Origin of the sequence: Cognatishimia coralii, assembly GCF_037478305.1 — a bacterium.
Classification (GTDB): domain Bacteria; phylum Pseudomonadota; class Alphaproteobacteria; order Rhodobacterales; family Rhodobacteraceae; genus Cognatishimia; species Cognatishimia coralii.
In genome coordinates this window covers 1-25,452 of record NZ_JBBGAZ010000023.1, presented here as the reverse complement: position 1 = coordinate 25,452, position 25,452 = coordinate 1, and the positions used below count along the sequence as shown (strand labels likewise).

24 protein-coding genes and 1 tRNA gene are annotated in these 25,452 nt (G+C 56.2%); 7 read left to right on the top strand and 18 right to left on the bottom strand.

The genetic code is table 11. The features are described 5' to 3' along the window. Window positions 1-56 precede the first annotated feature (56 nt). The 9 genes from WG622_RS18890 to ttcA all read right to left on the bottom strand — a co-directional run bounded on the left by WG622_RS18890 (window position 57) and on the right by ttcA (window position 8,836). Window positions 57-545 (bottom strand): SixA phosphatase family protein, encoded by a 489-nt coding sequence (locus WG622_RS18890; protein WP_339404859.1) that lies wholly within the window; start codon window positions 543-545, stop codon window positions 57-59. After that, entirely contained in the window at window positions 542-1,231 is a 690-nt protein-coding gene (locus WG622_RS18885) for a ferredoxin (RefSeq protein ID WP_339404858.1), read from the bottom strand. Before WG622_RS18885 ends, WG622_RS18890 begins: the two co-directional genes overlap by 4 nt. After that, a complete protein-coding gene (locus WG622_RS18880) occupies window positions 1,198-1,992 on the bottom strand; it encodes a sterol desaturase family protein (protein ID WP_339404857.1) in 795 nt (264 codons plus the stop codon). The genes WG622_RS18885 and WG622_RS18880 overlap by 34 nt, the downstream gene beginning before the upstream one ends. 57 nt (window positions 1,993-2,049) lie before the next feature. After that, on the bottom strand, window positions 2,050-2,910 hold the full coding sequence (argB, locus tag WG622_RS18875) for an acetylglutamate kinase (RefSeq protein WP_339404856.1): 861 nt from the start codon (window positions 2,908-2,910) through the stop codon (window positions 2,050-2,052). Between the two features lie 53 nt (window positions 2,911-2,963). Then, on the bottom strand, window positions 2,964-3,617 hold the full coding sequence (gene yihA / locus WG622_RS18870; RefSeq protein ID WP_209355445.1) for a ribosome biogenesis GTP-binding protein YihA/YsxC: 654 nt from the start codon (window positions 3,615-3,617) through the stop codon (window positions 2,964-2,966). Continuing rightward, on the bottom strand, window positions 3,617-4,354 hold the full coding sequence (locus tag WG622_RS18865; RefSeq protein WP_339404855.1) for an MOSC domain-containing protein: 738 nt from the start codon (window positions 4,352-4,354) through the stop codon (window positions 3,617-3,619). The genes yihA and WG622_RS18865 overlap by 1 nt, the downstream gene beginning before the upstream one ends. Next, window positions 4,351-6,156: a membrane protein insertase YidC gene (gene yidC / locus WG622_RS18860; RefSeq protein ID WP_339404854.1), complete on the bottom strand. Its 1,806-nt coding sequence runs from the start codon at window positions 6,154-6,156 to the stop codon at window positions 4,351-4,353. Before yidC ends, WG622_RS18865 begins: the two co-directional genes overlap by 4 nt. Before the next feature lie 194 nt (window positions 6,157-6,350). Next, a complete protein-coding gene (locus WG622_RS18855) occupies window positions 6,351-7,898 on the bottom strand; it encodes a putative bifunctional diguanylate cyclase/phosphodiesterase (RefSeq protein WP_339404853.1) in 1,548 nt (515 codons plus the stop codon). Between the two features lie 65 nt (window positions 7,899-7,963). Further along, window positions 7,964-8,836, bottom strand: a complete 873-nt coding sequence (gene ttcA / locus WG622_RS18850; RefSeq protein WP_339404852.1) for a tRNA 2-thiocytidine(32) synthetase TtcA — start codon at window positions 8,834-8,836, stop codon at window positions 7,964-7,966. A 102-nt stretch (window positions 8,837-8,938) separates the two neighbouring features. On the opposite strand from ttcA, the gene WG622_RS18845 reads away from it, so the two are divergent. After that, window positions 8,939-9,685 carry a glycosyltransferase family 25 protein gene (locus WG622_RS18845; protein WP_339404851.1) on the top strand — a complete coding sequence of 249 codons (747 nt, stop codon included), beginning with the start codon at window positions 8,939-8,941 and terminating at the stop codon, window positions 9,683-9,685. Here WG622_RS18845 and WG622_RS18840 read toward each other — a convergent pair. The 6 genes from WG622_RS18840 to rpmH form a co-directional block, all read right to left on the bottom strand. Then, window positions 9,662-9,871: a hypothetical protein gene (locus WG622_RS18840; protein ID WP_339404850.1), complete on the bottom strand. Its 210-nt coding sequence runs from the start codon at window positions 9,869-9,871 to the stop codon at window positions 9,662-9,664. The two genes, WG622_RS18845 and WG622_RS18840, sit on opposite strands and share 24 nt — an antisense overlap. After that, window positions 9,868-11,016, bottom strand: coding sequence for an aromatic ring-hydroxylating oxygenase subunit alpha (locus tag WG622_RS18835; RefSeq protein ID WP_339404849.1), 1,149 nt, complete (start codon window positions 11,014-11,016; stop codon window positions 9,868-9,870). Before WG622_RS18835 ends, WG622_RS18840 begins: the two co-directional genes overlap by 4 nt. A gap of 132 nt (window positions 11,017-11,148) precedes the next feature. Beyond that, window positions 11,149-11,379 (bottom strand): hypothetical protein, encoded by a 231-nt coding sequence (locus WG622_RS18830; protein ID WP_339404848.1) that lies wholly within the window; start codon window positions 11,377-11,379, stop codon window positions 11,149-11,151. Window positions 11,380-11,648: 269 nt separating this feature from the next. After that, window positions 11,649-11,915, bottom strand: a complete 267-nt coding sequence (gene yidD / locus WG622_RS18825; RefSeq protein ID WP_209355454.1) for a membrane protein insertion efficiency factor YidD — start codon at window positions 11,913-11,915, stop codon at window positions 11,649-11,651. Next, entirely contained in the window at window positions 11,912-12,334 is a 423-nt protein-coding gene (rnpA, locus tag WG622_RS18820; protein ID WP_339404847.1) for a ribonuclease P protein component, read from the bottom strand. Before rnpA ends, yidD begins: the two co-directional genes overlap by 4 nt. A gap of 23 nt (window positions 12,335-12,357) precedes the next feature. Further along, entirely contained in the window at window positions 12,358-12,492 is a 135-nt protein-coding gene (rpmH, locus tag WG622_RS18815; RefSeq protein WP_072791770.1) for a 50S ribosomal protein L34, read from the bottom strand. Window positions 12,493-12,774: 282 nt separating this feature from the next. On the opposite strand from rpmH, the gene WG622_RS18810 reads away from it, so the two are divergent. From WG622_RS18810 to WG622_RS18795, 4 genes are all read left to right on the top strand, one after another. Then, entirely contained in the window at window positions 12,775-13,503 is a 729-nt protein-coding gene (locus tag WG622_RS18810) for a TVP38/TMEM64 family protein (RefSeq protein ID WP_339404846.1), read from the top strand. 5 nt (window positions 13,504-13,508) lie between these two features. Then, the gene (locus WG622_RS18805; RefSeq protein ID WP_339404845.1) at window positions 13,509-14,927 is read left to right on the top strand and encodes a dihydrolipoyl dehydrogenase family protein; all 1,419 of its coding nucleotides are present in this window, start codon (window positions 13,509-13,511) and stop codon (window positions 14,925-14,927) included. A 28-nt stretch (window positions 14,928-14,955) separates the two neighbouring features. Further along, complete coding sequence (locus WG622_RS18800; protein WP_339404844.1) at window positions 14,956-16,344, top strand: sensor histidine kinase; 1,389 nt, start codon at window positions 14,956-14,958, stop codon at window positions 16,342-16,344. 62 nt (window positions 16,345-16,406) lie between these two features. Continuing rightward, a tRNA-Arg gene (locus tag WG622_RS18795) sits at window positions 16,407-16,483 on the top strand. 151 nt (window positions 16,484-16,634) lie between these two features. On the opposite strand, the gene WG622_RS18790 is transcribed toward WG622_RS18795, so the two are convergent. Both WG622_RS18790 and WG622_RS18785 read right to left on the bottom strand, forming a co-directional pair. After that, entirely contained in the window at window positions 16,635-17,948 is a 1,314-nt protein-coding gene (locus WG622_RS18790) for an HlyD family type I secretion periplasmic adaptor subunit (RefSeq protein ID WP_339404843.1), read from the bottom strand. Further along, window positions 17,945-19,669, bottom strand: a complete 1,725-nt coding sequence (locus WG622_RS18785; protein ID WP_339404842.1) for a type I secretion system permease/ATPase — start codon at window positions 19,667-19,669, stop codon at window positions 17,945-17,947. The genes WG622_RS18790 and WG622_RS18785 overlap by 4 nt, the downstream gene beginning before the upstream one ends. 273 nt (window positions 19,670-19,942) lie before the next feature. On the opposite strand from WG622_RS18785, the gene WG622_RS18780 reads away from it, so the two are divergent. Next, window positions 19,943-22,099, top strand: a complete 2,157-nt coding sequence (locus WG622_RS18780) for a sensor histidine kinase (RefSeq protein WP_339404841.1) — start codon at window positions 19,943-19,945, stop codon at window positions 22,097-22,099. 5 nt (window positions 22,100-22,104) lie between these two features. On the opposite strand, the gene WG622_RS18775 is transcribed toward WG622_RS18780, so the two are convergent. Then, a complete protein-coding gene (locus WG622_RS18775; protein WP_339404840.1) occupies window positions 22,105-22,812 on the bottom strand; it encodes a response regulator in 708 nt (235 codons plus the stop codon). 170 nt (window positions 22,813-22,982) lie between these two features. Here WG622_RS18775 and WG622_RS18770 point away from each other — a divergent pair. Next, on the top strand, window positions 22,983-25,452 hold a 2,470-nt coding region (locus WG622_RS18770), incomplete at its 3' end, for an Ig-like domain-containing protein (protein WP_339404839.1).

Here is a 25,452-nt window from a genome sequence, read left to right as displayed (position 1 = left end):
CCCCCCCCCCCCCCCCCCCCCCCCCCCCCCCCCCCCGCCCCGGCCCTTGGCGGGGCTCAAACCAATTCGCGTGGGATGATGAAATCGACCAGTTGCCCCGTGTTGATCCGCAGGTCTCGCCAATCCGTGATCGGAAAATCCAAGATCGCCGTCGCGCAGGTTGGGTAATCAAAGTATCGTGGGTGATCGGGAAAGCGAACGACAAGCTCACTCGCCAGCGCGGCAATACCCGGGTTGTGTGCGATCATCGCAACCACATCAGCTTTGGCGTGCTGCAGCTCAGCAAACATGTCTTCAGGAGCCGCATGGTATAGGCTGTCCAGATAGCGCGTTTCCATGTCAAAGCCGATGTGCGCACAGGTCTCAACCGTCCGCTTTGCCGTGGAACACAGAACTTCTTGCGGCCAATATTGCTTGTCGCGCAGCCAGTCGCCCATTGCCTGCGCCGAGATATAGCCGCGTTTGTTGAGCGGCCGCGCGCGGTCTGGACCGGTGTGCTCCCAGCTAGATTTCGCGTGGCGGATCAGGATTAGGCGTTTGGTCATGTGATATCGGGTCCCAGAAAGGCACGCATGTGGAATTCTGATTGCGCGGGCAGGCGACCAAAGGTTTGCGACACAGGACAGGCCAGTCGCACCTTGCATCCTTGCATGCATTCTCGGCCCGCGGGCGATGATATATGCGATTTGCAGGCGGCAACGTCATAGCCGTCTGGCGTGAGCGCGTTGACTGGGCAGTTGGACAGACAAGGGGTCTCTGCACAGCTCAAACAGGGGCTTTCTGGAGGCTCGGGCAGCACAACGGCCTCGCGTAACGCCAAAGCGCCTCGAAAAGACACCATCATCCCCGCACGGTCATGCACCAAGAGGTTGACCGGAGAGCTATGGCACCTTCGTGTTCTGGTGGCCCATGTGAAAAACGGCGGGTAGGGCGGACCGTCAGAGGGAAAGAAAGCCTTTCCAGAAAGCTGATCCGCGAGCGCTCCGATAACCCGCTTTGACCAATGATCCATGGGATCTTTGGGTTCCTGAAATTCGGGCGATGATTTGAATATGGGCCAAAACGCAGGTTCATCCGGCCCCAACATCAACAGCGTTTGAAACCCAGCGAGGTCCATATCGCGCTCTGGATCAACTGGAAAGCCCCCCAGCATGCGTAACGCATTCGCTCGGCATAGGTGGTCCAGCTCCTCATAGGTCATTTGCGAAAGAAGGGCAGCGCCAGAACCCATCCCAGTTTTGCTGGCCGTTCATCCTGCCATTGCAGGCCAACCGTCATGTCGTCATGCCCGGCTTCAGGCTGCGCAATATAGGTGCCAAAAAGCCGATCCCACAGGGACAGAGAAAACCCATAGTTGCTGTCATGCTCATGGCGGTGAACCGAGTGGTGCACGCGATGCATGTCCGGTGTCACCAGGACCATACGCAACACGCGATCAAACCCCAGCGGCAGGCGCAGATTGGAATGGTTGAACATGGCAGTGCCATTGAGCAGGATTTCAAACACAACAATCGCCAGCACCGAAGGCCCAAGCAAATAGACCAAGCCGATCTTCAACAGCATAGAGAGTGCGATTTCCACGGGATGAAACCGGATCGCCGTCGTCACATCCATATCCCGATCCGCATGATGAACGCGGTGCAAGCGCCACAGGATCGGTATCTTATGGGTTATCAAATGCTGCGCCCAGATCGCGAAATCAAAGATCAGAACCGCCAGAACGAACTCGACCCACAGGGGCCAGCCCAGAGCATTAAACAACCCCCAACCCTGAACGCTCGCATCTAAGGCTGCCCCGGCGGCCAAAGCTGGCAGAACCAAAGCCACCAGTCGCAGGGTCGCAGTGTCGATCAACACAAGACCCCAATTGGCGATCCAACGGCTTTGACGTTTTTGCTGACGTGGTCGACGCGGAAACAGGGTCTCCGCACTCGCCAAGGCGATGAAAAGGCCTAGAAATACTGACAGGCGTATAAGGGCTTCGTTTTCCATGGAGAGACCATGAAAGCCGCGCGCGGGGCTGTCAATTCTGACAGCGACACATTTGCGTTAAGCGCGAATGAGCGAGCCTGCGCCGTGGTCTGTGAAAAGCTCTAGCAAACAGGCATTCGGGGCACGCCCGTCCAGAATAACCACCGCACGCACGCCGTCTTTGATGGCATCCAGCGCTGTTTCGGTTTTCGGGATCATGCCGCCTGCAATCGTGCCGTCTTCGATGAAATCACGGATCATTTGCGCGCTAAGCTCGGTGATGACCTCGCCGTCCTTGTTTTTCACGCCCGAAACATCGGTCAACAGCAACAGGCGATCGGCTTTCAAAGCCCCTGCGATGGCGCCAGCGGCGGTGTCTCCGTTGACGTTAAACGTCTCGCCATTGCGGCCCGCGCCCAAGGGGGCAATCACTGGGATCGTGCCGTTCGCGGCCATATCCTGCAAAACGGTTGGGTTCATGTAGGAGGGCGTTCCGACGAAGCCCAAATCCGGATTGGTCTGATCACAGATCATCAGGTTCGCGTCTTTACCAGACAGGCCCACGGCCTTTCCGCTCGCCATATTGATCGCCTGCACAATCCGCTTGTTCACGGTGCCAGAGAGAACCATCTCGACGACTTCAACGGTGGCTTTGTCTGTGACGCGTTTGCCGTTCACGAACTCGGACTTGATTTCGAGCTTTTCAAGCATCGCATTGATCATCGGTCCGCCGCCATGCACGACGACTGGCTGAATGCCGACCATCTGCATCAGAACCACATCGCGCGCGAATTCTTCCATCGCCTCGTCAGAGCCCATGGCGTGACCGCCAAGCTTAATGACGACGGTCGCCCCGGTATAGCGCTGCATATAGGGCAGGGCAGATGACAGGGTGCGGGCGGTGGCGATCCAATCGCGGTTCATGTTTTGCGTTCTCATGCGTAGGTCCTCTGACGGACGGGTTTAGCGGGTTCGGGGCTGGGGGCCAAGCTTTAGATCAGGTTCGCGATCAAGGCGCGTAGGGTCGGGATGCCGTCGCCTTTTTCAGAGCTGGTCAGGACGATTTCAGGAAAAGCCGCCGGATGTTTGGACAGTTTGCTGCGCACTTGATCCATGATCTTGGCGCGGTCCTTTTCCTTGACCTTGTCGGCCTTGGTCATGACGACCTGGAATGTGACCGCGGCGCTGTCGAGCAGGGACATGATTTCCTCGTCCACGTCTTTCACGCCATGACGGCTGTCAATCAGCACAAAGGCGCGGCGCAGACCAACGCGGCCTTGCAGATATTGCTTGAGCAGGCGCTGCCATTTTTCAACCACTGCCAGCGGCGCATTGGCAAAGCCATAGCCGGGCAGGTCGACAAGATAGTGGCTCTCGGTCAGGGTAAAGAAGTTGATTTCCTGCGTGCGACCCGGCGTGTTGGAGGCACGTGCGAGACCCTTGCGCCCTGTCAACGCATTGATCAGGCTGGATTTGCCGACGTTCGAGCGGCCCGCGAAACAGACCTCAATCCGGTCATCCGCTGGCAGGCCATTCATGGCCACGACGCCCTTTAGAAAGTCAGCATTGCTGCCGACAAAGAGCTTACGGCCCTTTTCGCGGCTGATCTCGTCAGGCTCTTCGACAATAGGGAAAGGCAGTTGCATCAGATCATCTCCAACTTGTCGCCAACACGGACGAGGCCGCCTTGGGTGACGGCGATTTTAACGGAGAAATCTTTATGCCCGAATGTCTGCAAAGCACCCAACGTGTCTGCATCCCGTTCACCGGTATCAGGGTTTGATGTGGTTGCCATGCACCGTTCGGTGCGTTCACGGACGGAGACAACGGCCTGACCCAGACGCAAATCGCGGCCAACCCAGTCGAGCTCTTCCCACGCGGGCAGACCATCAAACCAAATATTGCCGCGCCAACGATGGATGGACAGATCCTTGCCCAACTGCGCTTCTACCTCTTTGTGAGACGCATGGTTGCAGAGCGTCAGGGAGGGCCAGCTGCTGTCGGTAAACCCTTGTTCAGAGGCCTCGATCAGTTTCACAGGCTTGGCGCGGCCCTCTGACATCAGGGGCATGACCCAGTCGATAAACGCCGCCTGATCCGCGTTCGGATCAATGACCAGATCGTCCAGATCAGGGTGGCTAAGCCGCAGTTTGTGCGCCTCGGTCTTGCAGGTGATCGCCATCAATTTCGGAGACCCAGCTGCGCGCGTGAAATTGGTGCAGCGCACCCAATTGGTGCCGTCCAGCTTCGCGGCCTCATGAGCTACGGCCCAAAGACGATCCCCGGGCATGCTCTGCCCGGGGACCAATGTGACTTCACTTACTTCTTCCCGCCCGTGCGCCTTGATCGGGTGGCGCCAGAGCGAAGTGACGGTCAGTGTCATTTTTCTTCCTTCGGCTTGCGCTTGAAGCCCGATTTGATGTTGCCAAAGACATCGGGCTTATAGCCGTGGATCCGCATGATCGAATATTGCTGGATGAAGGTGATCAGGTTGTTTGCGATCCAGTAGACCACCAGACCCGAGGCAAAGCTGCCCAGCATGAACATAAAGACCCATGGCATCCAGGCAAAGATCATCTGTTGGGTCGGATCTGTTGGGGCCGGGTTCAGCTTTTGCTGCAGCCACATCGAGACCCCCAGGATGATCGGCAGAACACCAAGGCTGAAGATAAAGAAGAAGCTATCCGGGCTTGGTGTTGCATAGTTGAGCAAACCAAACAGGTTCAGGATCGAGCTTGGATCAGGTGCCGAGAGGTCGGTGATCCAGCCCACCCAAGGCGCGTGACGCAGTTCGAGCGTCACGAAGATCACCTTATAAAGAGAGAAGAAGATCGGGATTTGCAGAAGGATCGGCAGACAGCCCGCGGCCGGGTTTACCTTTTCCTTCTTGTAGAGCTCCATCATGGATTGCTGCAATTTCTGACGGTCGTCGCCGGCCGCTTCTTTCAGCTTCTCCATCTGCGGCTGCAGTTCTTTCATCTTGGCCATGGACGCATAAGAGCGATAGGCCAGCGGGAAGAGCACGATCTTGATGATCACCGTCAGACCAATGATCGCCCAGCCCATATTGCCGATCAGCTCGTTAAGGTAATGCAGCAGGGCAAAGATCGGCTTCGTTAGAAAGAAGAACCAACCCCAGTCGATGGAATCGAGGAAACCGGTGATGCCGCCCTCACGCTCGTAAGCGCGGATGGTGGCCCATTCCTTGGCACCTGCAAACAGCTGGCTGTCGACAGTGATGGTTTGACCCGCAGCAATGGTTTGCGTCGGCATAACGGCCTCGGCCTGATAGATGCCGCGACGGTCGTCGTATTTGCCTACGGCCTTGAAACCAGAGTTCTGAGATGGGATCAGCGTCGCCATCCAGTAGTGGTCGGTAAAGCCGATCCAGCCGTTTTCCGCCACGGAAATGGACTCGGCCTTGGCGCCTTCGGTTTGGTTGAACTCAAAGTCGACCATATTGTCATAGCTGGTCTCAGTGAGCTCGCTGTCGGTCATGGAAATCAGACCTTCGTGCAAGATGAAGAAGTTCTTCAGGTCCACAGGTTCGCCATGACGGGCGAGGATGCCATAGGGCGCCAAAGACACGGTGCCTGCACCGGTATTTTCAACGGTTTGTTTGACCGAGAACATGTAGTTCGCGTCCACCGAGACTTCGCGGCGGAAGGTCAGGCCCGCGCCATTGTCCCACGCCAGAATGATCGGGGAGGTTTCGGTCAGCGCGTCGCCTGTTTCCAGCGACCAAATGGTGTTTGCGCCAGGCACTTGATCAAGGCTCAGCCCCGCGCCCGGAGCCCAGCCATAAAGGGCGTAGTAACCGCCCGGTTCGGTGCGCGGTTTAAACAGGTGAACGATGTCCGCGTCGGGCGCCTGAGTTTCGCGATAGTCCTTGAGGGACAGATCGTTGATGCGACCACCCTGCAAAGAGATCGAACCCTTAAGGCGCGCCGTCTCAATAGCGACAGTTTCAACCTGAACGGTTGACGCTTCGGTCTGCGTGGTTTCCCCGGTCGATGTGGTGGACAGAGGCGCGGCTGCTGTTGGCGTTGCAGTTTGCGTCGCCGTGGTGGCGTTGGGATCCTCGGTGACCGGAGGCTCTGCCGGTGGGAAGAAATACATCCAAACCAAAAGAACGGCGAGGCTGAGGCCTGTTGCCAGAATTAGATTCTTATTGTTGTCGTCCATGACGCGGGGCCACCTGTTTTCCTGGACGTCCCGGCCATTGCCGCGCGCGCCCGTCTTTAACCTTTGGATGCACCTATGCTTTGCCCGGCACAGGGACAAGGGTGCAATAGCTCAGGGTGGTTCAACAGAGGTCAGCGCCAAAGGTCAAGTGGATTCCCCCTGTGGCGGCTTGGCAGGCGGGGGAACGGGCGGATTTACCCAGTTTTTCGGTCCAGAGAGGGGAGTGACGACAGTTTCTTTGCATGCGCGCGCATCCAGGGAATCGTGTCTTTCAGTGGCATCGGACGCGCAATTCCAAAGCCCTGTACATGCCCACAGCCCAATTGCGCGAGCATCGTGTGTTCGCCAGCGGTTTCCACGCCTTCGGCCAAAGTCTCAATCCCCAACTGTTCTGCCATGGTCACAATCGCAGCGATCAGTTTCTGCTGGTCCTGATTGCGATCTACCTCTTTGATAAAAGAACGGTCGATTTTGAGCCGATTGGCGGAAAACCTTTGGACAGAACTGATAGAGGCATGGCCCGTCCCAAAATCATCCAAGTCAATCAGGCAGCCCATTTTTGACAAATCGCGCAGGTTTCGCGCGACCACCCCATCAGGAGTTCCGGCGATCACGGACTCCAGAACTTCGATCCCGATCCGTCGGGCCGGGATCTCATGCCGCTCCAGCTCCCACCCAATGCGTTCAGCAAGCATCGGATTGTGCAATTCATCGCCCGAAAAGTTGATGCCAACGCGTGCGACGTGATGCCCCTTCAAGTCCCAATCATGTAGGGCCGAGATGCTTTGGCGCAGCATTTCTTCAGACAATTGTTCCAACTGACCACACTCGGCCAAAGTGTCCAGAAAGTCGCCGGGGGGCATGATCCCATGCTGGGGATGGTTCCATCGCGCCAGGGCTTCAAATCCCGTGATTGCACCAGTTTCAGTTGAAACTTGCGGCTGAAACCAGGCAATGACCTCGTTATTTGCCAGAGCATCCCGCGCCTCTTCACAGATTTTCTTGCGCGATTGGTGCTTTAGCAGAAGCGTCGGAGAAAAGGCGCGAATAGAGGAATTGCTGGCGCGTAAGGCCGCAGACAGGGCGATGGCAGCGCCCTCTTCAAGCGCAGAAAGAGCATGGTCCTGCATCTGCCCGCTGATGCAAAATCCGACAGAGACTGTCACACGCGTGCTGTTTCCGTCGATCAAAACCGGACTTTCAAGCGCCGACTTGATGCGATTGGCCATATGAATGCAGATTTCCAGATCCAGATGTTTGACAGGATGGAGCATGCACTTAAACGACCCCTCTGCGATGCGCGTGATCAGATCGCCATCTCGCAATACATGGGTCAGACGTTCTGCAAGGCTGCGCTGGAGATGGAAGCCGGCTGTGTCACCATGCCGACTCAAGAAATCCGAGAGGCGGTCGACTTGGACAATGAAACAGGCAGTCTTTTGGTGGTGCAGTGACAGTTTTTCAGGCCAATCATCTGTCAAAGCCTCAAGTTGAGCCGGAGTCGGCAGGCCCGTCAGACCATCCCCATTGGCTGCAATCACGGAAACTGATTGAGCCTGTCGAAAAGCCAAAAATGCAAAAGGCAACAGCAGGCCAGACATGAAAAAGCCCAAGGTGCCACCCAATTGATAGGCGATCGCACTAAGGGGAACGATGCAAAACACCAAAAGGCGCGCGTCGATTTTGGTCACCAAGGATTGAACCGAGGAGATCAGATCGTTCAGTTTCAGAATTTGCCCCATGCGCAGACCATCCAAACCTAATCAGAGTTGGATGGTCAGATTATGTGCGGAGGGTGAGTCGAAGCTTAACGTAACTTGGGCGGGAGGTCGGAATCTGCTTCGAATTTTACAGACCCCAATTCGAGGCCCGCGAAATCAAAGAGTTTTGGGTCCAACAGATGCGATGGCCGCGCGTTCATCAGGGCTCGGAACATGACCTGGCGACGACCGGGGCTGTTCTTTTCCCATTGGTCCAGGATCTGTTTGACCTGTTGGCGCTGCAACCCGTCTTGCGAGCCACAAAGATCACATGGGATGATCGGGTAATTCATCGCCTTGGCGAATTTCTCGCAATCCTCTTCGGCCACATGCGCGAGAGGGCGATAGACAAAGAGGTCGCCTTCTTCGTTCACAAGCTTTGGCGGCATTGTCGCCAAACGGCCTCCGTGAAAGAGGTTCATAAAGAAAGTTTCCAGAATGTCGTCGCGGTGATGGCCCAAAACGACAGCCGAGCAGCCTTCTTCGCGCGCGATCCTGTAGAGGTTGCCGCGCCGAAGCCTTGAGCAGAGCGCACAATATGTGCGGCCCGCCGGCACCTTGTCTTTTACGATGGAATAAGTGTCCTGATATTCTATCCGGTGCTCAACGCCCATGCGTTCCAGAAATTCAGGAAGGACGGTGGCTGGAAAGCCCGGTTGTCCCTGATCAAGATTGCACGCGAGAATATCGACAGGCAGAAGTCCACGCCATTTGAGTTCGTGCAAAACTGCCAAAAGCGTGTAGCTGTCCTTGCCGCCCGACAGGCAAACCAGCCAGCGTGCGCCACGTTCTATCATCCCGTATTGTTCGATCGCTTCGCGCGTATAGCGCACGATCCGTTTGCGCAGCTTCTTAAAACTCGCGGAGGATGGCGCGCCAGCAAACAGTGGGTGAATATCGTCTTTATCTTCGTCAAGCATGTGCCGCATATGCCAAAGTTTCATTGCTGAGAAAAGCAGGAAACACAGCGGTTGCTAAGAGTGCCAAGACGTACCCCTCGATCTGGGTGATTGGAGACTTAAATGAACCGCGAACTGCTAGGTCGCCTTTTGCTGTCGGTCTTTGACGCAATATATGTGATCAATCTCGTATCGCGTCCCGATCGTTTGCGGGACATCAAGGTCCAGCTGTCGCGGTTGGGTTTGAGTTTCAACGACCCGAATGTGATTTTGTTTCAAGCCTCGCGGCCTGTAAGCTCCGGCGATTTCCCGACGCGCGGCACGAAAGGATGCTTCGAAAGCCATTTAGCAATATTGCGAGACCTTGAAACGAGAGGGCTAAATCGCGTTTTGATTCTCGAAGACGACGCGGACTTTTCAAGCAATATAGACGAAATTCTTTTCCCGCTGCTGAGAGATCTTTCCCAGTGCAAATGGGACATGTTCCTAGGGTATCCGCCAGATGGCTTTCGGCCTTCGAACTCAGGACTTGCGCAGCTTCCTGCAGATGTGCCGTCTGTTAAGCTTCACTGCTATGGCGTCACAAAGGACGCCGCCCATTTGGCAGGTCCATTCCTAGAGAAAATTTACATGCGACCTGGGGGCCATCCCCTTGGAGGCGCAATGCATGTGGATGGTGCCTACAATTGGTTTCGAAAAGCATATCCCGACGTAAAAACGCTTGTGTCCATGACGCCAATTGCACATCAGAGGTCATCTAAAACCGACATTCATCCGCTGAGTTGGTTTGACCGGTGGCCCATCCTGAAAGATGCGACAAAGTCTCTAAGACGGCTTCGTGTTGCTTTACATTCGACCAAGCTCTTTTAGCTGACGCTGCAGGCTGGTGGCTTCGGGCGCTCCAATATCCAACGCAAAGACATAGGCATGCGTGAGATAGAATGCTTTAGCGTCTATCGCTGCGGCGCATTCCGCGGCCTCAGTATAGAGCGCGACCAGAGCGGGTTTGTCGTCCCGCTCGTGCGCTTTCAAAAGCCGCGCGTCTAAGGTGCTCATTCCGCCGCGATTTTCTGGCGGCGTTTGGCGATCTTCTCGGCGACCCATTGGTGGAACAGATGCGTCGGCCCGTCCATTGCGGGCGAGAACCGTCCGCCGTCAAAACCAGGCGCATGGCGGCCGCGCTGCATGCCTTCAACCACAAAGACGTCCTCTTCAAAGACGACTTTCCACTGGGCCGCATTTTTGGCACGCAAGGCCTCATCGGTGTCCTCTTCGGAATAATAGAGGTGGATGTGTTCTGCCGTCTGATCCATGGCCTTGGGTTCCAGAATAATCGCGAACGCATGATCGCGCTGGGCGCCAAGCATCACATTGGGGAAGACTGTGATATATTCCGCGCCTTCGTTCCATTTGTCTGAAAGCCCAGGAAAATCCGGGAAGACCTCACCGTTCTCGCCTTCGATCTGACGATAGACCAAGGTGCCTTGGCCGGAGTATTTGCCGGGCTCTTCGATATTGTAGTGATCTTCAAGGCGGGAATAGCTGTTGAGGCCGGGGTGCACCCAAGGCAGGTGATAGCTCTCGCAGTAGTTCTCGACTGCGAGTTTCCAGTTGGTCGCGACGTCCAGACGGAAATAGCTGCCCTCGCCGCCGTGGATATGCGGGCTGTCAAATTCGGACCAGCGGGCCATGAGGTCGGCGTTCACCTCTTCAAAGGGCGCAGCGGTGCCCGAGAGGTTCACGAAGACTACATCACGCCAGATGTAGCTGCGCACTTCGATAAGACCCAAGGTGCTGCGGTCCATATCGTCATGGGTGTTCATACCGGGACCGCCCACATGCGGCGTGGCCACAAGTCGGCCATCTGTGCCGTAGCACCAGCTGTGATAGGGGCAGCGGATCACACCCTCGATCTTGCGAGGCTCGCTGACAAGGATCATGCCGCGGTGGCGGCAGATGTTGTGAAAGACGCGCACGGTGCCTTTCTTGTCGCGCAACAACAGAAGCGGCGCGCCGAGGAACTCGATGGGCTTGGCATCTCCGGGCTCTGGCACATCGGCGGCAACCGCAAGTCCAGACCATTGCTCATACAGCAAGGCATCCCGTTCCTCGGCGAAAACCGTGGGATCGGTGTAATGGGCATTTGGCAAACCGTTCGCCTTGGCAATCGGGCGGGCTACGCCTGAGATGTCTGTGACCATAGCTGCGTCCTCCGTCGCTGGTACGGTGATGCTACGCCTGAAATCACCTGACGCAAAATATCATGGCGACAGGAGTTTTCTCACAGCGACATCAAACGCCTGTTTCAGGCCCGCGTTTGGACCTGAAACGGATCAGAACGGTTTGTGCCACCAATGCTGAGTCGTGGGAAACTTTGGCGGCAGGCCAACGTCCTGACGCAGATGATCTGACAGCACTTGAGTCGCATCAGGCCTGCGCGGCGCGGGTTTCAGCGCTTCTTTGATCAGGACGATGATTATCTGCTTGAGCCCGAATTGCTGGATCAAATGTGCCAGCATCAGTTGAAGGTCCTGCAGCGGGGACGGGTTTTCAGTACGAGTCATGGGTTTCGTCGCCTCGTGCGGCGATCCTCTATCAATGGTGAAAATGGGAGTCCGGGTGTGGACGAAAGATCAGATGTTGGTCTGAGAAGTGTTCAAACGGGGGCGTTTAGCCGGCAAATGCCCAAGCTGCGCTTGCAGAGCCAGTTGTACGGCGGCGATAACGTGCTGCGATGGACATGGTACGCCTCCTCTGGCTTAGCGTTGAACTGACGCTGTTATAGGCGGCGCTGGTTTTATTGATAGTAGGGATTTCCTGTAACCCCGAGACCTCAGTCTTTCGTCGCGGAATTGCAACAACCCTTTGAATGGGTGTCAGTGCCCGGAACAGGATCATAGCCGCTGCTGCCCCAAGGATGGCAGCGCCCGATGCGGCGCAGGGTTAAGAGGCTGCCTTTGATGCCCCCGTGTTTTTCCAAAGCCTCAAGCGCATAGGCGGAACAGGTCGGCTGATAGCGGCAATTATGCCCGACCCATGGGCTAAAGATCAGCCGATAGGCGCGCACGGGCAGGGCGGCGATATGGGCAAGCGGGCTCATGTGCGGTTCTCATGCAGCTTTTTCAATGCATAGATAAGGTCGCGTTTGAGGTCTTCAAAGGGGCGGGCGGCGGTGACCTCGGCGCGGCCGATCAGGACATAGTCCCATCCCGCGTGTCCCTTTTGGGGCAAGATCGCCCGCGCGGCCTCACGCATCCGCCGTTTTGCGCGATTGCGCGCGACCGCGTTGCCGACTTTCTTGGAACAGGTAAAGCCCACGCGCACAGCCTTTGGATCATGCGGCTCGCCCTCGCGGCGTTTGCGCGCCTGCACCATCATGGATTTCGTGCCCTGCCGCCGGGCACGCGACGCCGCCACAAAATCCTTGCGAACTTTAATGACGTTCAGACATGACGAAGCCGCCGGAGGGGTCTCCCCCGTTGTGGCTGAGCCATCTTTGGGGGCCTCCGGCGGCGTCATATTCTTTACCTAAAGGCTGAGGCTTACGCGCTCAGCGCCTTGCGGCCACGTGCACGACGTGCGTTCAGGATCTTGCGACCGGCTTTCGTAGCCATACGCGCACGGAAGCCGTGGCGGCGCTTGCGAACCAGGTTGCTAGGTTGGTAGGTGCGTTTCATCGCTCCGTCTCCGTACTTATTAAGGGGCCTGCGCCGACTCACATCGGGCTGACGTTCTATTCGAAGCCCTGCCTATAGGGGTGGCTTGGGGGGAAGTCAAACGCCGATCCCCGGTTTTGCAACAAAAATGCTGCGATTGGGGGTGGGAATGTTTCAATTCCATTACAATATGGCCGCTTTCATCACAGAAGACGTGATCAAGTTCAAGCGCCTGTGAAGACCCTTTCGATATTGCGCACTAAAGGACATCTTGGGGTCACCCGAAGCCAAGAGATAGGTAAGATGTCAGATATGAGTGAAGCCCCAAAGTCCGGATTGGCCAAGCGCCTGCCCTTGATTGCAATTCTTGTGGTGGCCGCAATCGGAGCCTTTACCTTGCGCGACTATCTCACCTTTGAAACCCTGCGCGACAACCGCGAGGCTCTGCTGGCGTTCCGTGATGCGAACTACCTTGCAACCGTGGCTGTCTTTATGCTGGCCTATGTGGTGATCGTTGCTTTCAGCCTGCCCGGCGCGACCATCGCGACGCTCACGGGTGGCTTTCTGTTCGCGACCTTCCCGGGCGCATTGTTCAACGTGACCGCGGCCACCATCGGCGCGATCCTGATCTTTATGGCGGCCCGTTGGGGCCTTGGCGAACGGCTTGCGGCCAAGATGGAAGGCTCTGAGGGCGCTGTGAAGAAAATCAAAGACGGCATTGATGAAAACCAATGGTCGATGCTGTTCCTGATCCGCCTCGTGCCTGCGGTGCCATTTTTTGTGGCGAACCTTGTGCCTGCGCTCGTGGGCGTGCCGCTCAACCGCTTTGCCATCTCGACCTTTCTGGGCATTATTCCCGGCGGCGTGGTCTATACCTCGGTCGGCGCGGGGCTTGGCGAAGTCTTCGCCCGCGGCGAAACCCCGAACCTTGGCATTATCTTTGAACCTCAAATCCTGCTGCCGATCCTTGGCCTCTGTGCCCTCGCAGCGCTCCCTATCGTCATCAAAGCCCTGCGCGGCCAAAAGGACTGATCCCGATGAAACACATTAAAACCGATCTTCTCGTCATTGGAGCGGGCTCTGGCGGGCTGTCCGTCGCAGCCGGCGCGGTCCAGATGGGCGCAGATGTAACCCTGCTTGAGGGCCACAAAATGGGCGGAGACTGTCTGAACTTTGGCTGCGTTCCGTCAAAGGCGTTGATCGCCAGCGGCAAGGCGGCCTGGGGGCAGGCGCATGCCTCAAAATATGGTGTGGCGGATGTGGTGCCGCAGGTGGACTACGCGGCCGCCAAGGATCATGTTGCCGATGTGATCGCGGAAATTGAGCCCAACGACTCAGTGGAGCGTTTCGAAAGCCTCGGCGTGCGCGTCATTCAGGAATATGGCGAATTCGTCTCGGATCGCGAAGTCAAAGCAGGCGACACGCTGATAAAGGCACGCCGAGTTGTGATCTCGACAGGGTCTTCGCCATTCGTTCCGCCGATCCCCGGTTTGGACTCTGTGCCCTATCAAACCAATGAAACGCTGTTTGAACTGCGCGAGCAACCAAAGCACCTCTTGGTGATCGGCGGAGGCCCTATCGGCATGGAAATGGCACAGGCGCATCGTCGTCTTGGATCTGAGGTCACAGTCATCGAAGGCATGAAGGCGCTGGGCAAGGATGATCCGGAGCTCGCCGCCATCGTTCTGGAAAACCTGCGCGAAGAAGGTATTCAGATCGAAGAGGGCGCTTTGGTCTCTGAAGTGCGCGGCAAAGAGGGCGCCATTGAGGTCGAAGTCCAAGATGGTCGTGTCTTTAAAGGTACTCACCTTTTGATGGCCGCGGGACGTAAGCCCAATATCGACAAACTGAATCTTGAGGCCGCAGGGATTGAAACCACCCGCACCGGTATCAAAGTTGACGCAGGCATGCGCACCACCAACCGGCGTGTCTACGCCATCGGCGACGTCGCGGGCGGTCTGCAATTCACCCATGTGGCCGGCTATCACGCGGGTCTCATCATCCGTTCTGCTCTCTTTGGCCTGCCTGCCAAAGAACGCACCGACCACATCCCTTGGGCCACTTATACCGAGCCGGAAATGGCGCATGTCGGGATGACCGAAGCGCAAGCGAGAGACGCGCACGGCGACGCGCTCGAAGTCGCACGCTTCCATTACACCCACAACGACCGCGCCATTGCCGAGCGCAAGACCAAAGGCCTGATCAAAGTCATGGTCGTCAAAGGTCGCCCCATCGGAGCCTCTATCGCTGGCTATCAGGCGGGTGAACTCATCAACCTCTGGGCGCTCGTGATCGCCAACAAACTGAAAATGTCCGCCGTCGCCAATATGGTCGCACCCTATCCCACGGTCGGAGAGTTGAATAAACGTGCCGCAGGTGCTTATTTCTCTCCAAGACTATTTGAAAACCCTAAGGTGAAATCAGTGGTGCGCTTCGTGCAGCGCTGGCTGCCTTAAGAGGCACGGCAAGGACCCGGCGGCGCATATGCTTAGAACCCTCTCAGGACGGTTTCTCATTCTGACCATCATCTTTGTGATGGTGGCAGAAGTCCTGATCTTTGTGCCGTCGATTGCGCGGTTCCGTGAGGACTATCTCTTGTCGCGTCTTGAACGCGCCCAGATCGCGTCGCTGGCCTTGCTGGCCGACGATATGATCAGCAAAGAGCTTGAGACCGAGCTGTTGCGCAACGCCGAGGTCTATAACGTCGTGCTCAGACGCGACGAGGTGCGCCAGCTGATGCTCAGCTCAGAGATGCCAGCGCCTATTCAGGATACCTTTGATTTGCGTGATCCGTCGGCGTGGACTCTGATCTACGACGCGATGGCGCGCCTGTTTAAGCCAGAGCCCGAAGTCATCCGCGTCATAGGCGCGCCGGTTCTTGAGGCCGGGTTGCTGATCGAAGTCACGATCTGGACCAAAGACCTGCGCAACGCCATGGTGGATTATGGGCTAAACATTCTGGTCCTCTCCGCTGTGATCTCAATCTTCACGGCGTCCTTACTGTTTGTCGCTGTGCGGATGATCCTGGTGAAGCCCATCAAAGGCGTCGTCGGCTATATGCAACGCTATGCCGCCGCGCCCGAGGACGCCCGTCGTATCATCCAACCCGGCGCTGGGGTTGAAGAGCTGCGCGAGGCGGAAGTGGCGCTGCAGACGCTTCAGACTGAACTGACTGCGGCTTTGAAGCAGCGTGAACGCCTGGCTCAACTCGGCGGCGCCGTCGCTAAAGTCAGTCACGATCTGCGCAATATTTTGACGTCGGCTCAGTTGTTCACCGACCGCATCGAGATGTCCGAAGACCCGACGGTCAAACGCATGGCCCCCAAGCTCGTGAACTCAATCACACGTGCGGTGCATCTCTGCGAAAGTACGCTGGCATTCGGGAAAGCCGAGGAACCTGCTCCTAAACTGACAGACGTCCCAATCGCCGACGTGGTTCAGGATGTCGTGGAATCCGAAAGCCTCGCCATCGGAGACTTCGATCTGAAACTGACCAACGAAGTGGCTCAAGGCGCGTTGGTCATGGCCGACGCAGAGCAGCTTTACCGCGTGATCCACAACCTAGTCCGCAACGCGCGACAAGCGATTGTCGCCGCAGGGCAGGCAGGCGAAATCACGATTGCGCTGGAAGATGCCCCAGACCATAGCCTCATCCGCGTCAGCGACACGGGCCCTGGTCTGCCACCCAAAGCGCTCGAGCATCTTTTCAAGCCATTTCAAGGCGGTATGCGCAAAGGCGGCACCGGCCTCGGTCTTGCGATTTCATCCGAACTGATCCGCGGCCATGGCGGCGAGTTGACCCTTGAGAAGAGCGATGAAAGCGGCACGGTCTTCAAAATCTGTCTGCCAAAGGGCGACGCGGCAGAAATCTGAAAAAAGTCACTTTTTGCGCTTGCGAGTCGCGCAGCTTAGGATTAAACCGCCCCTCACACCGCGCTCTGGTAGCTCAGCTGGATAGAGTACTTGACTACGAATCAAGGGGTCGGGGGTTCGAATCCTCCCCAGAGCGCCATTTTCCCAAAATAGCTGATGCTAAGCCGGCGCTAGTTCTCATGCGGATCGCCATCGTGCTTACGTTTGTAAGGCATGCGCTCCAGTCGGGCAATTCACAGGGAGCCGCAAACATCCGCCACCCCACCTGACTCCCTTGACCGAAAACCTCCTCAATCCTCACGAAATGCTTTGTTGAAGTAATCAACAAGCGGTTTTGTCAGATAGTTTAGGGGAGAGCGCTCAGAGGTCTTAATAAATGCTTCCACAGGCATACCGGGGAGTAGTTCTTGTCCCTCAAGCTTTTCCAACTCGCCACTCAATGGAAGCAACTCTGCCTGATAATAGGATAACCCCGTGCGCTCGTCGGTGAAAACGTCCGCCGACAGTCGCGTAACCTGTCCCATGATTTCAGGCGTAAACCTCTGATCAAAAGCCGAGAACCTAAGCGAAACCTCTTGGCCTACATGAACCTGGTCAATGTGGATCGACTCGATGCGGGACGACACGACCAATGGCTGGTCTTGAGGGATCACGAACATGATTGGTTGCGCCGGGGATATGACGGATTGGACCGCGAAAATCTGGCTGTCGTAGATGACTCCAGAAACAGGCGTTCGGATTTCCAGTCGCGCAAGGGTCTCAAGCAACGCCAAGCGGCGCTCTGACAGTTCCAACTCTTGGTGCCCGATCTCGCGCAAGCTGGTGATGGCCTCTTCGCGGGTCTGGGTCTGGAGCCTTAGTTTCTGGATCTCAAGCCCTGCGATCTCGCCTTTCAAAAGCGCAATATTGGATTGAAAACTTCCGATCTCCCCCTTCAGACGAGAATGCTCACGCCGTTGCGCAATCAGGCGGTTGGCCTGCGTCAGGCCTTTGTCGAAAAGGGCTTGAATGTCAGAGAGTTCTTCCGCGACGAGGACCTCTTGTTCTTTGAAGGCGCTCAGTTGGGATTGCGCGCCTTGAATTTGGTTGGACGCCTGGAGGATTTGTTCTTCAAGCTGCGCCGTTTCCTGTTCAAGCGCGTCTTTGCGCGCATGGAAAAGGCGTTCTTGGCCTTTCAAAAGCTCGGTAAATTGCGCGTTTTCGCGAAAGCCCTTCGTGGGGTCGTCAACAAAGGAAAGTCTCTCGGCGTTGTCGCGTTCGGCCTCCAGCCTGGCGCGCCGGGCGAAAAGCTCAAAGAGCTGGCCTTCGACGATGGCCAGTTCTGATGTCAGAAGCGTATCATCCAGATGCAGAAGGACATCGCCAGCCGCCACGCGATCGCCGTTTTTGACGTAAATGTCGCCAACAACACCGCCTTCAGGGTGTTGGATGACCTGGCGATTGCTTTCCACTTGGATCATACCCGAGGAAACCACGGCGCCAGATATCTTTGCGTTGACGCTCCAAACACCCAACCCGCCGACAAGGCCGAGGATTGCCAGATAGCCAATCGAAAGCGGTAAGCGCGCGTTCCAGGTTTTTGTCGGGCGTTCCTGCGCGCTCATGCGGTTGCTCCTTGACGCAAAGATTGCTGGACCTTGTCTTTGTTTTTCAGGCTGGATTGCAGCACTTCGTCGCGTGGCCCGTCGGCCTTGATGCGTCCGGAGTCAATCACGACCAAACGGTCGCATTCCGCGATGGCCATTGGACGGTGCGTCATGATGATGACCGTGCGATCTGTCGATTTAAAGCCGCGAACAGCCTTGTTGAGGGCCTCAGACCCTTCGGCATCAAGCGCCGAGTTTGGTTCATCCAGCACCAGTAAAACCGGATCGTCATATAGGGCGCGCGCAAGGGCGATGCGTTGTTTTTGACCGCCTGAAAGCTGACTGTCCTGGCCGTGCACAATGGTTTGATACCCATCTGGCAGGGACAGGATCATGTCATGAGCATTGGCGCGTTGGGCGGCCTCAACGACTTTTTCGTCGTCAGGAGTTTCGGACATACGCGCGATGTTTTCGGCAATCGTTCCGCTGAAAAGTGTCACGTTTTGAGGCAGATAGCCGACGTATTTGCCGAACTCGTCCAAATCGTATTGGGTGAGTGTCGCGCCTCCCAAACGGACCTCGCCATTTGCCGGCTGGATAATCCCCATCAAGGTTTTCGCAAGCGTCGACTTGCCGGACCCGCTCTTGCCAATAATGCCGACGACGCTTCCCGCAGGGATGCCTAAGTTGATGCCCGACAGAACGGGCTGACTGGTGTCTGGGGCAAAAACGCCAAGGTTTTTCACGGCAACCCGCGCGGCAGGTCGCGGCAGGCTGACGGCGGGTGCTTCCGGCGGTGTTGCGCGCAAAAGGCCGCCCAACTCGCGCCAGCCGGCGAGAGACCGTACGACGACTGGCCACTGCCCTATGGTTTGTTCAATCGGTGCCAAGGCTCGGCCCAACAGGATGGATCCGGCGATCATCGCTCCGGCTGTCATTTCGCCCTGCAAAACCAGCCAGGCACCAACAGCCAACATTGTGGACTGCAGAAACATGCGAAAGGCCTTTGTCATAGCAGAGAATAGCCCGGTCCAATCACTTGCGCCCATCGTTTGGTCCAACCCGTTTTCTCGTAGGGCATGCCAGCGATTGGCCACAGCTGTTGTCATGCCTTGAGCACGAATTAATTCCGCGGAATGACGAGCTTGATCGGCGAAACTATGGGCTTGTTGTGAGGCCGATTGCGCCTCTGCGGTTTTGGCGCGCGTCAGCCAGTTGTTGAGCAGAGTGACCACGATCAAAAGCCCACCGCCCGCAACCGCCATCCATCCAAGAACCGGATGAAAGACAAAAATCGCCGCGACAAACAGCGGTGTCCAGGGCACGTCAAACAGAGCGAGCATCGCTGGAGAGGTGAGCGTCGCTTGAATTGTCTCAAGATCACGCAGGCCTGCGACCGGTGAATTGCGAAACTTAGGGTTCAGCGACTGCTTAAGGACTGCGCGAAAAACCCGGTCATCCAGAGAGGTCTGAAAGCGGGCCCCAAATCGTGCGAGAACGCGACCGCGTGCGTAATCCAAGATCCCCATCAGGCCAAAGAGCACCGCCACCAGAACAAAAAGCGCAACCAAGGTTTCCTCGGATCGCGAGCCAAGAACGCGGTCATAAACCTGCAGCATGAACAGCGGGCCAGTGAGCATGAGGAGGTTCACGAAGACACTGAAAACAAAGACAGAACCGAGCAATCCAGAGGCCTTTCGGCGCGCCATGACCAACTCTGCTTTACCCAATTTGCTCATTGCCAATGCTCCAGACTAAACGACGTCAAATCCGTATGTGTCCGAATCTCTATACGGAGGAAATCGGGCGCGACAAAGCGCAATTTCTGGTAGCACTGAGGGATTGCCTGCGAAAACCAGGGTTCTGAAATTGCATAGGTAGCGCCGTTTTCGACCCGCTGAGCGATGCAGATTTCAGTCGCTTTGGGGACCGTTTCGGGCTTCCGAAAACTGCGACTTGCCGCGGCTACGGTCTTTGTGAAACACTCCGCTGAACGTTAGGAGTTGTTCTTCATGGCCTACAACCGAGGTTATGCCTTTTTGATCGCCTCGGTGTTTGCCTGGCTGCTGACTTTGGTGTTGTTGGTCCAGACCTTCCTAGTGTCCCCCTACATTGGCGGCGTGTTTCAAGCCAAAGTCGGCGCAGGTTCAATCGTCCTTTTGCAGTCCGTACCAGATGGGCCTATCGAGGCTTCGGGGCTTAAGCCAGGCACGCAGGTTGTGGCCTTAAAAACAGCCGATGGCACGCGTCTTGATTTGACAGGGCGTGAGGCCATCCTGGGCCGTCACGAGACCGCGAATTTCTCGATTTATAACCAAACGCTGGACGACAAAAAGCGGTTCTGGGAAGTGCTCAACGAGGGCTCGTTTGAACTGATTGATGATAGCGGGCGTGCTTATCCGGTGAGCCCAATACAATCCCCAAAGTTGACGGATATTGATTTTGAAACTTTGTTGAAGATGGTCTTGGCCTTGGTCGTGATCATGGTGGCTGTCGGCATCTGGGTTTTTGCACCGCCAAGCTATGCGGTGACGATGCTTGCGATTAGTGGCTTGGGGCTTTCGGTCAATATGATCTGTGGCGCGTTTCTGGCGTTGAGCGAGGTCACAATTGCTCCGACTATTTTTCATGGGGTCATTTCGTTGGCCTCCTGGGGTGGGGCTAGTTTCTCTTTTGCGCTGCTGACGGTGATCTGGCATTTCCCCAGGCGGATTACGCGCGTGCCCGTGGCCGAGATTCTGATCTGTATCGGCATTTTGTTGCAGTTGAACATCATGTTTCAATGGCAAGAGTTGCCGTTGAATTCTTTCGAGATCGCCCACCTTTTACCCGCTCCCGTTGCGGTTTTCGCAAGCGCAGTTCAGTGGTTCAATACACGCGGTAGACCAGTTGAGCGGGCGTCGGTTATTTGGTTCTCGCTGACCATCTATGGGTTGGTGACACTAGTTTTGGTGCTCTATTCGATCCCGGTTGTATTCGACACGCCGCCGATCCTTGGCCCCGCCATGGCAAATGTCTTGCTGGCGCTGATTTTCTTTGGCATCGCTCTGGGAACCTTGCGCTATCGTTTGTTTGATGTGCATTGGATCTGGCTGCGGGTCTTGGTCTGGGTCTTTGCCGGTTTCCTCGTACTCGCAGTTGATCTGGCCTTGGCCTATTTGCTCAATCTGAACCAACTCCAGATTTTGCCGCTCGCGCTGTTAGTGGCAGGCTGGGTGTATTTTCCTATTCGGAATCGACTGATCGAATGGCTGTTTGGCGACAAAGTCATTCAAGTGAGCGACAATATTCCAGAGTTGCTCGAGCGGTTTAGCTCCGTGCGCAATCAGGACGAAATCGACGGACGTTTTGTGAGCTTCCTCCAACAAATCTTCAAAGCGCAAGAGGTCGCTTCGATCGATCCTATTCCACTGGAACAGTCCAAGGTCGAGAACCATGGGCTGTTTTTGCGGGTGCCGATGGTCACAAAAGGGCGTTCGATGAAGCTTGTGGGGAAGGCCAATGGGCGGCAGTTGTTTTCCGGAGCGGAAAAGAAAGCCGCGGATAGTTTTTTGCGGCTGGTGCGCTCAATCCAAGACGGAAATCATCGCGAAATCCAGCGACTGGACGAAGAACGGCGCCGCATAACGCGTGATCTTCATGATGACGTGGGCGGTAAGCTGCTCACCATGATCTACCAAGCCCCGAACGAGAAATCAGCCGAACAGGCACAAGAAGCACTGCAGGCTCTCAAAGAAACGGTGGCGGTTCTTGAGGATGCACAGGAAACGAAATTCGAAACCGCTTGGGCCGTCCTGTGTGAAGAGATGTCAGAGGTCTTGCCCAACATTCAATTCGTGAACGAGCATGCCGCGCATCGGGTTCTGTCGTCACGGGAATACGTGAACCTAAAACGGATTGTTCAAGAGCTTACGTCCAACGCGATGAAATATGCGGTGCCTGGATCTCTGGTGGTCACAACAGGCAGCACTGATGACGATGACATCGTCCTGCGTTTTCAGAACGGCGTTGCTAAGCGCCCGGATACCTCGCTGAGTGGGATGAGAGGGCTGACAAACATTAAATCACGGGCGTCCGAAATGGGGGGGACTGTTGAAATAGTGATGCCGTCAGAGGAACGGTCAGAGTTCGCGATAAAGATCACCTTGCCCGCTGAGCCAACTCCGTAGATGGCTTAAACCAGGCCCGCGCGTTCGGCAAAGATTGCAGCTTCGCTTCGGCTAGAAATCTCTAGTTTTTCATAGATCTTGCCAATATGGGTGGCGACGGTATGGCGGGAAATTTCAAGAAAGCCCGCGATCTCGGGACGCGAAAACCCACGTGACAAAAGCACTAGAACTTCGGTCTCCCTTTCGGTCAGCACATCGACCCTGATGTCATCGGCATCTGCGACCTTAGGTTCCTGACCGGGTACGATCCGTTGATCATTGACCATCGCGATGAGCTTGCTCGTGATCGAAGGCGTGATAGCCGGACGACCGTCTCGTATACCAATAAAATTCTCGGTGAGTTCCTCGATGCTTCGGTCTTTAAGAAGATATCCCTGCGCACCATTGGCCAGGGCTCCCGCTAAATGAACTCCCTCGTCGTGAATACTGGCGATAACGACATAGGCCTTGGGATGTATGGCGAAAATCTCCAGAAGAAAATCTTCACCGGACCCGTCAGGCAGGCTCAGATCCAAAACAATCAGGTCAAACGCGCGCTTTGCGATAATTGGGCGGGCCGCACTGAGAGTAGAGGCCGCGACGATCTCTGGCGATACAAATGCCCGGTTCAACACTTCGGTTAAACGATGCCGGGCGCCTTCGTGGTCTTCTATGAGCAATATAGACTGCATGGTCTCTGCATACGTTATTGTTTCCAAATCGCACTCGTTCACCTGAACTATATCCACCCCTCAAGTGACGGATATCGCGACTCTTATCCTACTTCTAAACTTTCGTTGACGTTTGGGAAGGCGTCGCGCTCGTTTTCGAAATTTACGCGTCAAGAGACGCAATTGTGCACATCGAGCCAATAGGGGCGGCTCGTTTAAGGGGATGAAGATTAATGGCAAATTCTGGTTTTGACAAAGTACGCGACATGCGCGGCGACAACGATATTGACGTTGGTGACGGTGGCAGCCGCATTACAACAGGTAATGGCGACGACACGATCACAGCCGGCAATGGTTACGATAAGATCAAGGCTGGCGGCGGCGACAATCAGATTTCCGTTGGAGCTGGTGGCAGCAGTATTTCCACCAATGGCGGCGATGACACGATCACCGCAGGTGACGGTTTTGATCGCATCAGCGCTGGCAACGGCGACAACGATATCAATGTCGGAGACGGCGGAAGCTTTATCAAAACCGGTCGAGGAAACGATCTGATCGTCAGCGAAGACGGGTATGATTTTATCTTTGCAGGCGACGGGAACAACGAGATTGATGCGGGCGACGGTGGGTCGTTCATAAAATCGGGATCTGGTGACGATACAATCACCACCGGCGAAGGCTATGATAAGATCTTCGCAGGGAATGGAAACAACGAGATTAGCACTGGTGACGGTGGATCCTTCGTTCAAACCGGCAGCGGTGACGATACGATTGAAACCGGGGATGGCTGGGATTTTGTCCACGCAGGAAACGGCAACAATCAGGTAGATATTGGCGATGGCGGTGGGATGGTTCTCACTGGTTCGGGCGACGACAACGTCACGATTGGCGATCAGGGCTTCGCCTTCGTTCACACCGGCAGCGGGGATGACCGCGTTACCGTTCAGATTGACGAGCACCTCTGCTTTGCAAAACTGCTCGGTGGGAACGGCGTTGATACGCTGGTTCTGGACATCAGCCTCGACACCTATAAAAACGAGTATTTCCAAGCGGAGATGGCATACTTCCTCGAGCATCGTGCACCCGATGGTCGCCCCTTCTATTTCCGCTCGCTCAACATTTACGTGCATAGTTTCGAACAGGTGGAAGTCGTCGTCGATGGTGTTTCCCTTGACCCAATCGATCTGGATGTTGTGGCCTCAGACGACGCCGTGACACTCAGCGAAGACGACGGCGCAGTTTTATTTGGCTCGGTGGTTGATAATGACGACGTACCCAATGGTCTGGCTCAAGTAACTTTGATCCAAGGCCCAGTCGCAGGTGTCTTGGACTTGGCGCCTGACGGAACGTTCTCCTTTGACCCAAATGATGAATTTGAGTCTCTCGCAGAGGGCGAGGTCGCAGAGGTGACCTTCATCTACGAAGTCTCTGATCTGGACGGCGATACGTCTCAAGCAACCGCGACGATCTCAGTCATTGGCGATAATGATGCTCCATTCTTGGTTGCTGGAACTCTGTACGCGGCGGAAGACGGCGCGACCGTCGACATTGACCTGGCGTCTTTGGGCGATGACGTGGACAGCGACGATGACGGGTCCACCCTGACGTATTCCGTGACCAGCACCCCGAGTGAGGGAAGCGCGAGCATTTCTGGCACAACCCTGACTTTCGACCCGGGTGCCGATTTCCAAGATCTCGCACTGGGCGAGACCCGAGACGTAACGATCCAAGTCACCGCTGAAGACGCCCATGGTGCGACGGCTGTGAACACGGTGACGGTGACCGTGACTGGCGCCAACGACGCGCCAACATTGGCGACGGCGCTTGCGTCTGCTGATGAAGACGGAGCGACGGTTGATGTGGATCTCGCAGCCCTAGGTGCGGATGTTGACAGCGATGATGATGGTTCCACCCTGACGTATTCCGTGACCGGCAACCCAAGCGAGGGCAGTGCAAGCATCTCTGGTACAACGCTGACCTTCGATCCGGGCGCAGACTTCCAAGACTTGGCCGTGGGCGAAACCCGCGATGTGACGATCCAAGTTACCGCCGAGGACGCCCATGGTGCGACGGCTGTGAACACAGTGACGGTGACCGTGACTGGCGCCAACGACGCTCCAACTCTAGCGGCAGCACTCGCTTCTGCCGATGAAGACGGCGCGACGGTTGATGTAGACCTCGCTGCTCTGGGCGCGGATGTCGACAGTGACGACGACGGTGCAACGCTCATTTACAGCGTGACCGGTCAGCCAAGTGAAGGCAGCGCGTCGATTTCCGGCACGACCCTGACTTTCGACCCGGGTGCCGATTTCCAAAATCTCGCACTGGGCGAGACCCGCGATGTGACGATCCAAGTCACCGCTGAAGACGCCCATGGTGCGACGGCTGTGAACACCGTGACTGTGACCGTAACCGGTGGCAACGACGCTCCAACTCTTGCGGCAGCGCTTGCGTCTGCTGATGAAGACGGCGTGACGGTTGACGTGGATCTCGCAGCCCTAGGTGCGGATGTCGACAGCGACGATGACGGGTCCACCCTGACGTTTTCCGTGACCAGCAACCCAAGCGAGGGCAGTGCAAGCATCTCTGGTACAACGCTGACCTTCGATCCGGGCGCGGACTTCCAAGACTTGGCCGTGGGCGAAACCCGCGATGTGACAATCCAAGTTACCGCCGAGGACGCCCATGGTGCGACGGCTGTGA

Coding starts and splice junctions, on each gene's coding strand:
- rnpA (WP_339404847.1), bottom strand. CDS start 12,334: ATGACGCCGCCGGAGGCCCCCAAAGATGGCTCAGCCACAACGGGGGAG.
- yidC (WP_339404854.1), bottom strand. CDS start 6,156: ATGGACGACAACAATAAGAATCTAATTCTGGCAACAGGCCTCAGCCTC.
- yihA (WP_209355445.1), bottom strand. CDS start 3,617: ATGCAACTGCCTTTCCCTATTGTCGAAGAGCCTGACGAGATCAGCCGC.
- WG622_RS18805 (WP_339404845.1), top strand. CDS start 13,509: ATGAAACACATTAAAACCGATCTTCTCGTCATTGGAGCGGGCTCTGGC.
- WG622_RS18845 (WP_339404851.1), top strand. CDS start 8,939: ATGAACCGCGAACTGCTAGGTCGCCTTTTGCTGTCGGTCTTTGACGCA.
- argB (WP_339404856.1), bottom strand. CDS start 2,910: ATGAGAACGCAAAACATGAACCGCGATTGGATCGCCACCGCCCGCACC.
- WG622_RS18785 (WP_339404842.1), bottom strand. CDS start 19,669: ATGAGCAAATTGGGTAAAGCAGAGTTGGTCATGGCGCGCCGAAAGGCC.
- ttcA (WP_339404852.1), bottom strand. CDS start 8,836: ATGCTTGACGAAGATAAAGACGATATTCACCCACTGTTTGCTGGCGCG.
- yidD (WP_209355454.1), bottom strand. CDS start 11,915: ATGAGCCCGCTTGCCCATATCGCCGCCCTGCCCGTGCGCGCCTATCGG.
- WG622_RS18800 (WP_339404844.1), top strand. CDS start 14,956: ATGCTTAGAACCCTCTCAGGACGGTTTCTCATTCTGACCATCATCTTT.
- rpmH (WP_072791770.1), bottom strand. CDS start 12,492: ATGAAACGCACCTACCAACCTAGCAACCTGGTTCGCAAGCGCCGCCAC.
- WG622_RS18855 (WP_339404853.1), bottom strand. CDS start 7,898: ATGGGGCAAATTCTGAAACTGAACGATCTGATCTCCTCGGTTCAATCC.
- WG622_RS18790 (WP_339404843.1), bottom strand. CDS start 17,948: ATGAGCGCGCAGGAACGCCCGACAAAAACCTGGAACGCGCGCTTACCG.
- WG622_RS18880 (WP_339404857.1), bottom strand. CDS start 1,992: ATGGAAAACGAAGCCCTTATACGCCTGTCAGTATTTCTAGGCCTTTTC.
- WG622_RS18840 (WP_339404850.1), bottom strand. CDS start 9,871: ATGAGCACCTTAGACGCGCGGCTTTTGAAAGCGCACGAGCGGGACGAC.
- WG622_RS18830 (WP_339404848.1), bottom strand. CDS start 11,379: ATGACTCGTACTGAAAACCCGTCCCCGCTGCAGGACCTTCAACTGATG.
- WG622_RS18890 (WP_339404859.1), bottom strand. CDS start 545: ATGACCAAACGCCTAATCCTGATCCGCCACGCGAAATCTAGCTGGGAG.
- WG622_RS18885 (WP_339404858.1), bottom strand. CDS start 1,231: ATGGGTTCTGGCGCTGCCCTTCTTTCGCAAATGACCTATGAGGAGCTG.
- WG622_RS18780 (WP_339404841.1), top strand. CDS start 19,943: ATGGCCTACAACCGAGGTTATGCCTTTTTGATCGCCTCGGTGTTTGCC.
- WG622_RS18865 (WP_339404855.1), bottom strand. CDS start 4,354: ATGACACTGACCGTCACTTCGCTCTGGCGCCACCCGATCAAGGCGCAC.
- WG622_RS18810 (WP_339404846.1), top strand. CDS start 12,775: ATGTCAGATATGAGTGAAGCCCCAAAGTCCGGATTGGCCAAGCGCCTG.
- WG622_RS18835 (WP_339404849.1), bottom strand. CDS start 11,016: ATGGTCACAGACATCTCAGGCGTAGCCCGCCCGATTGCCAAGGCGAAC.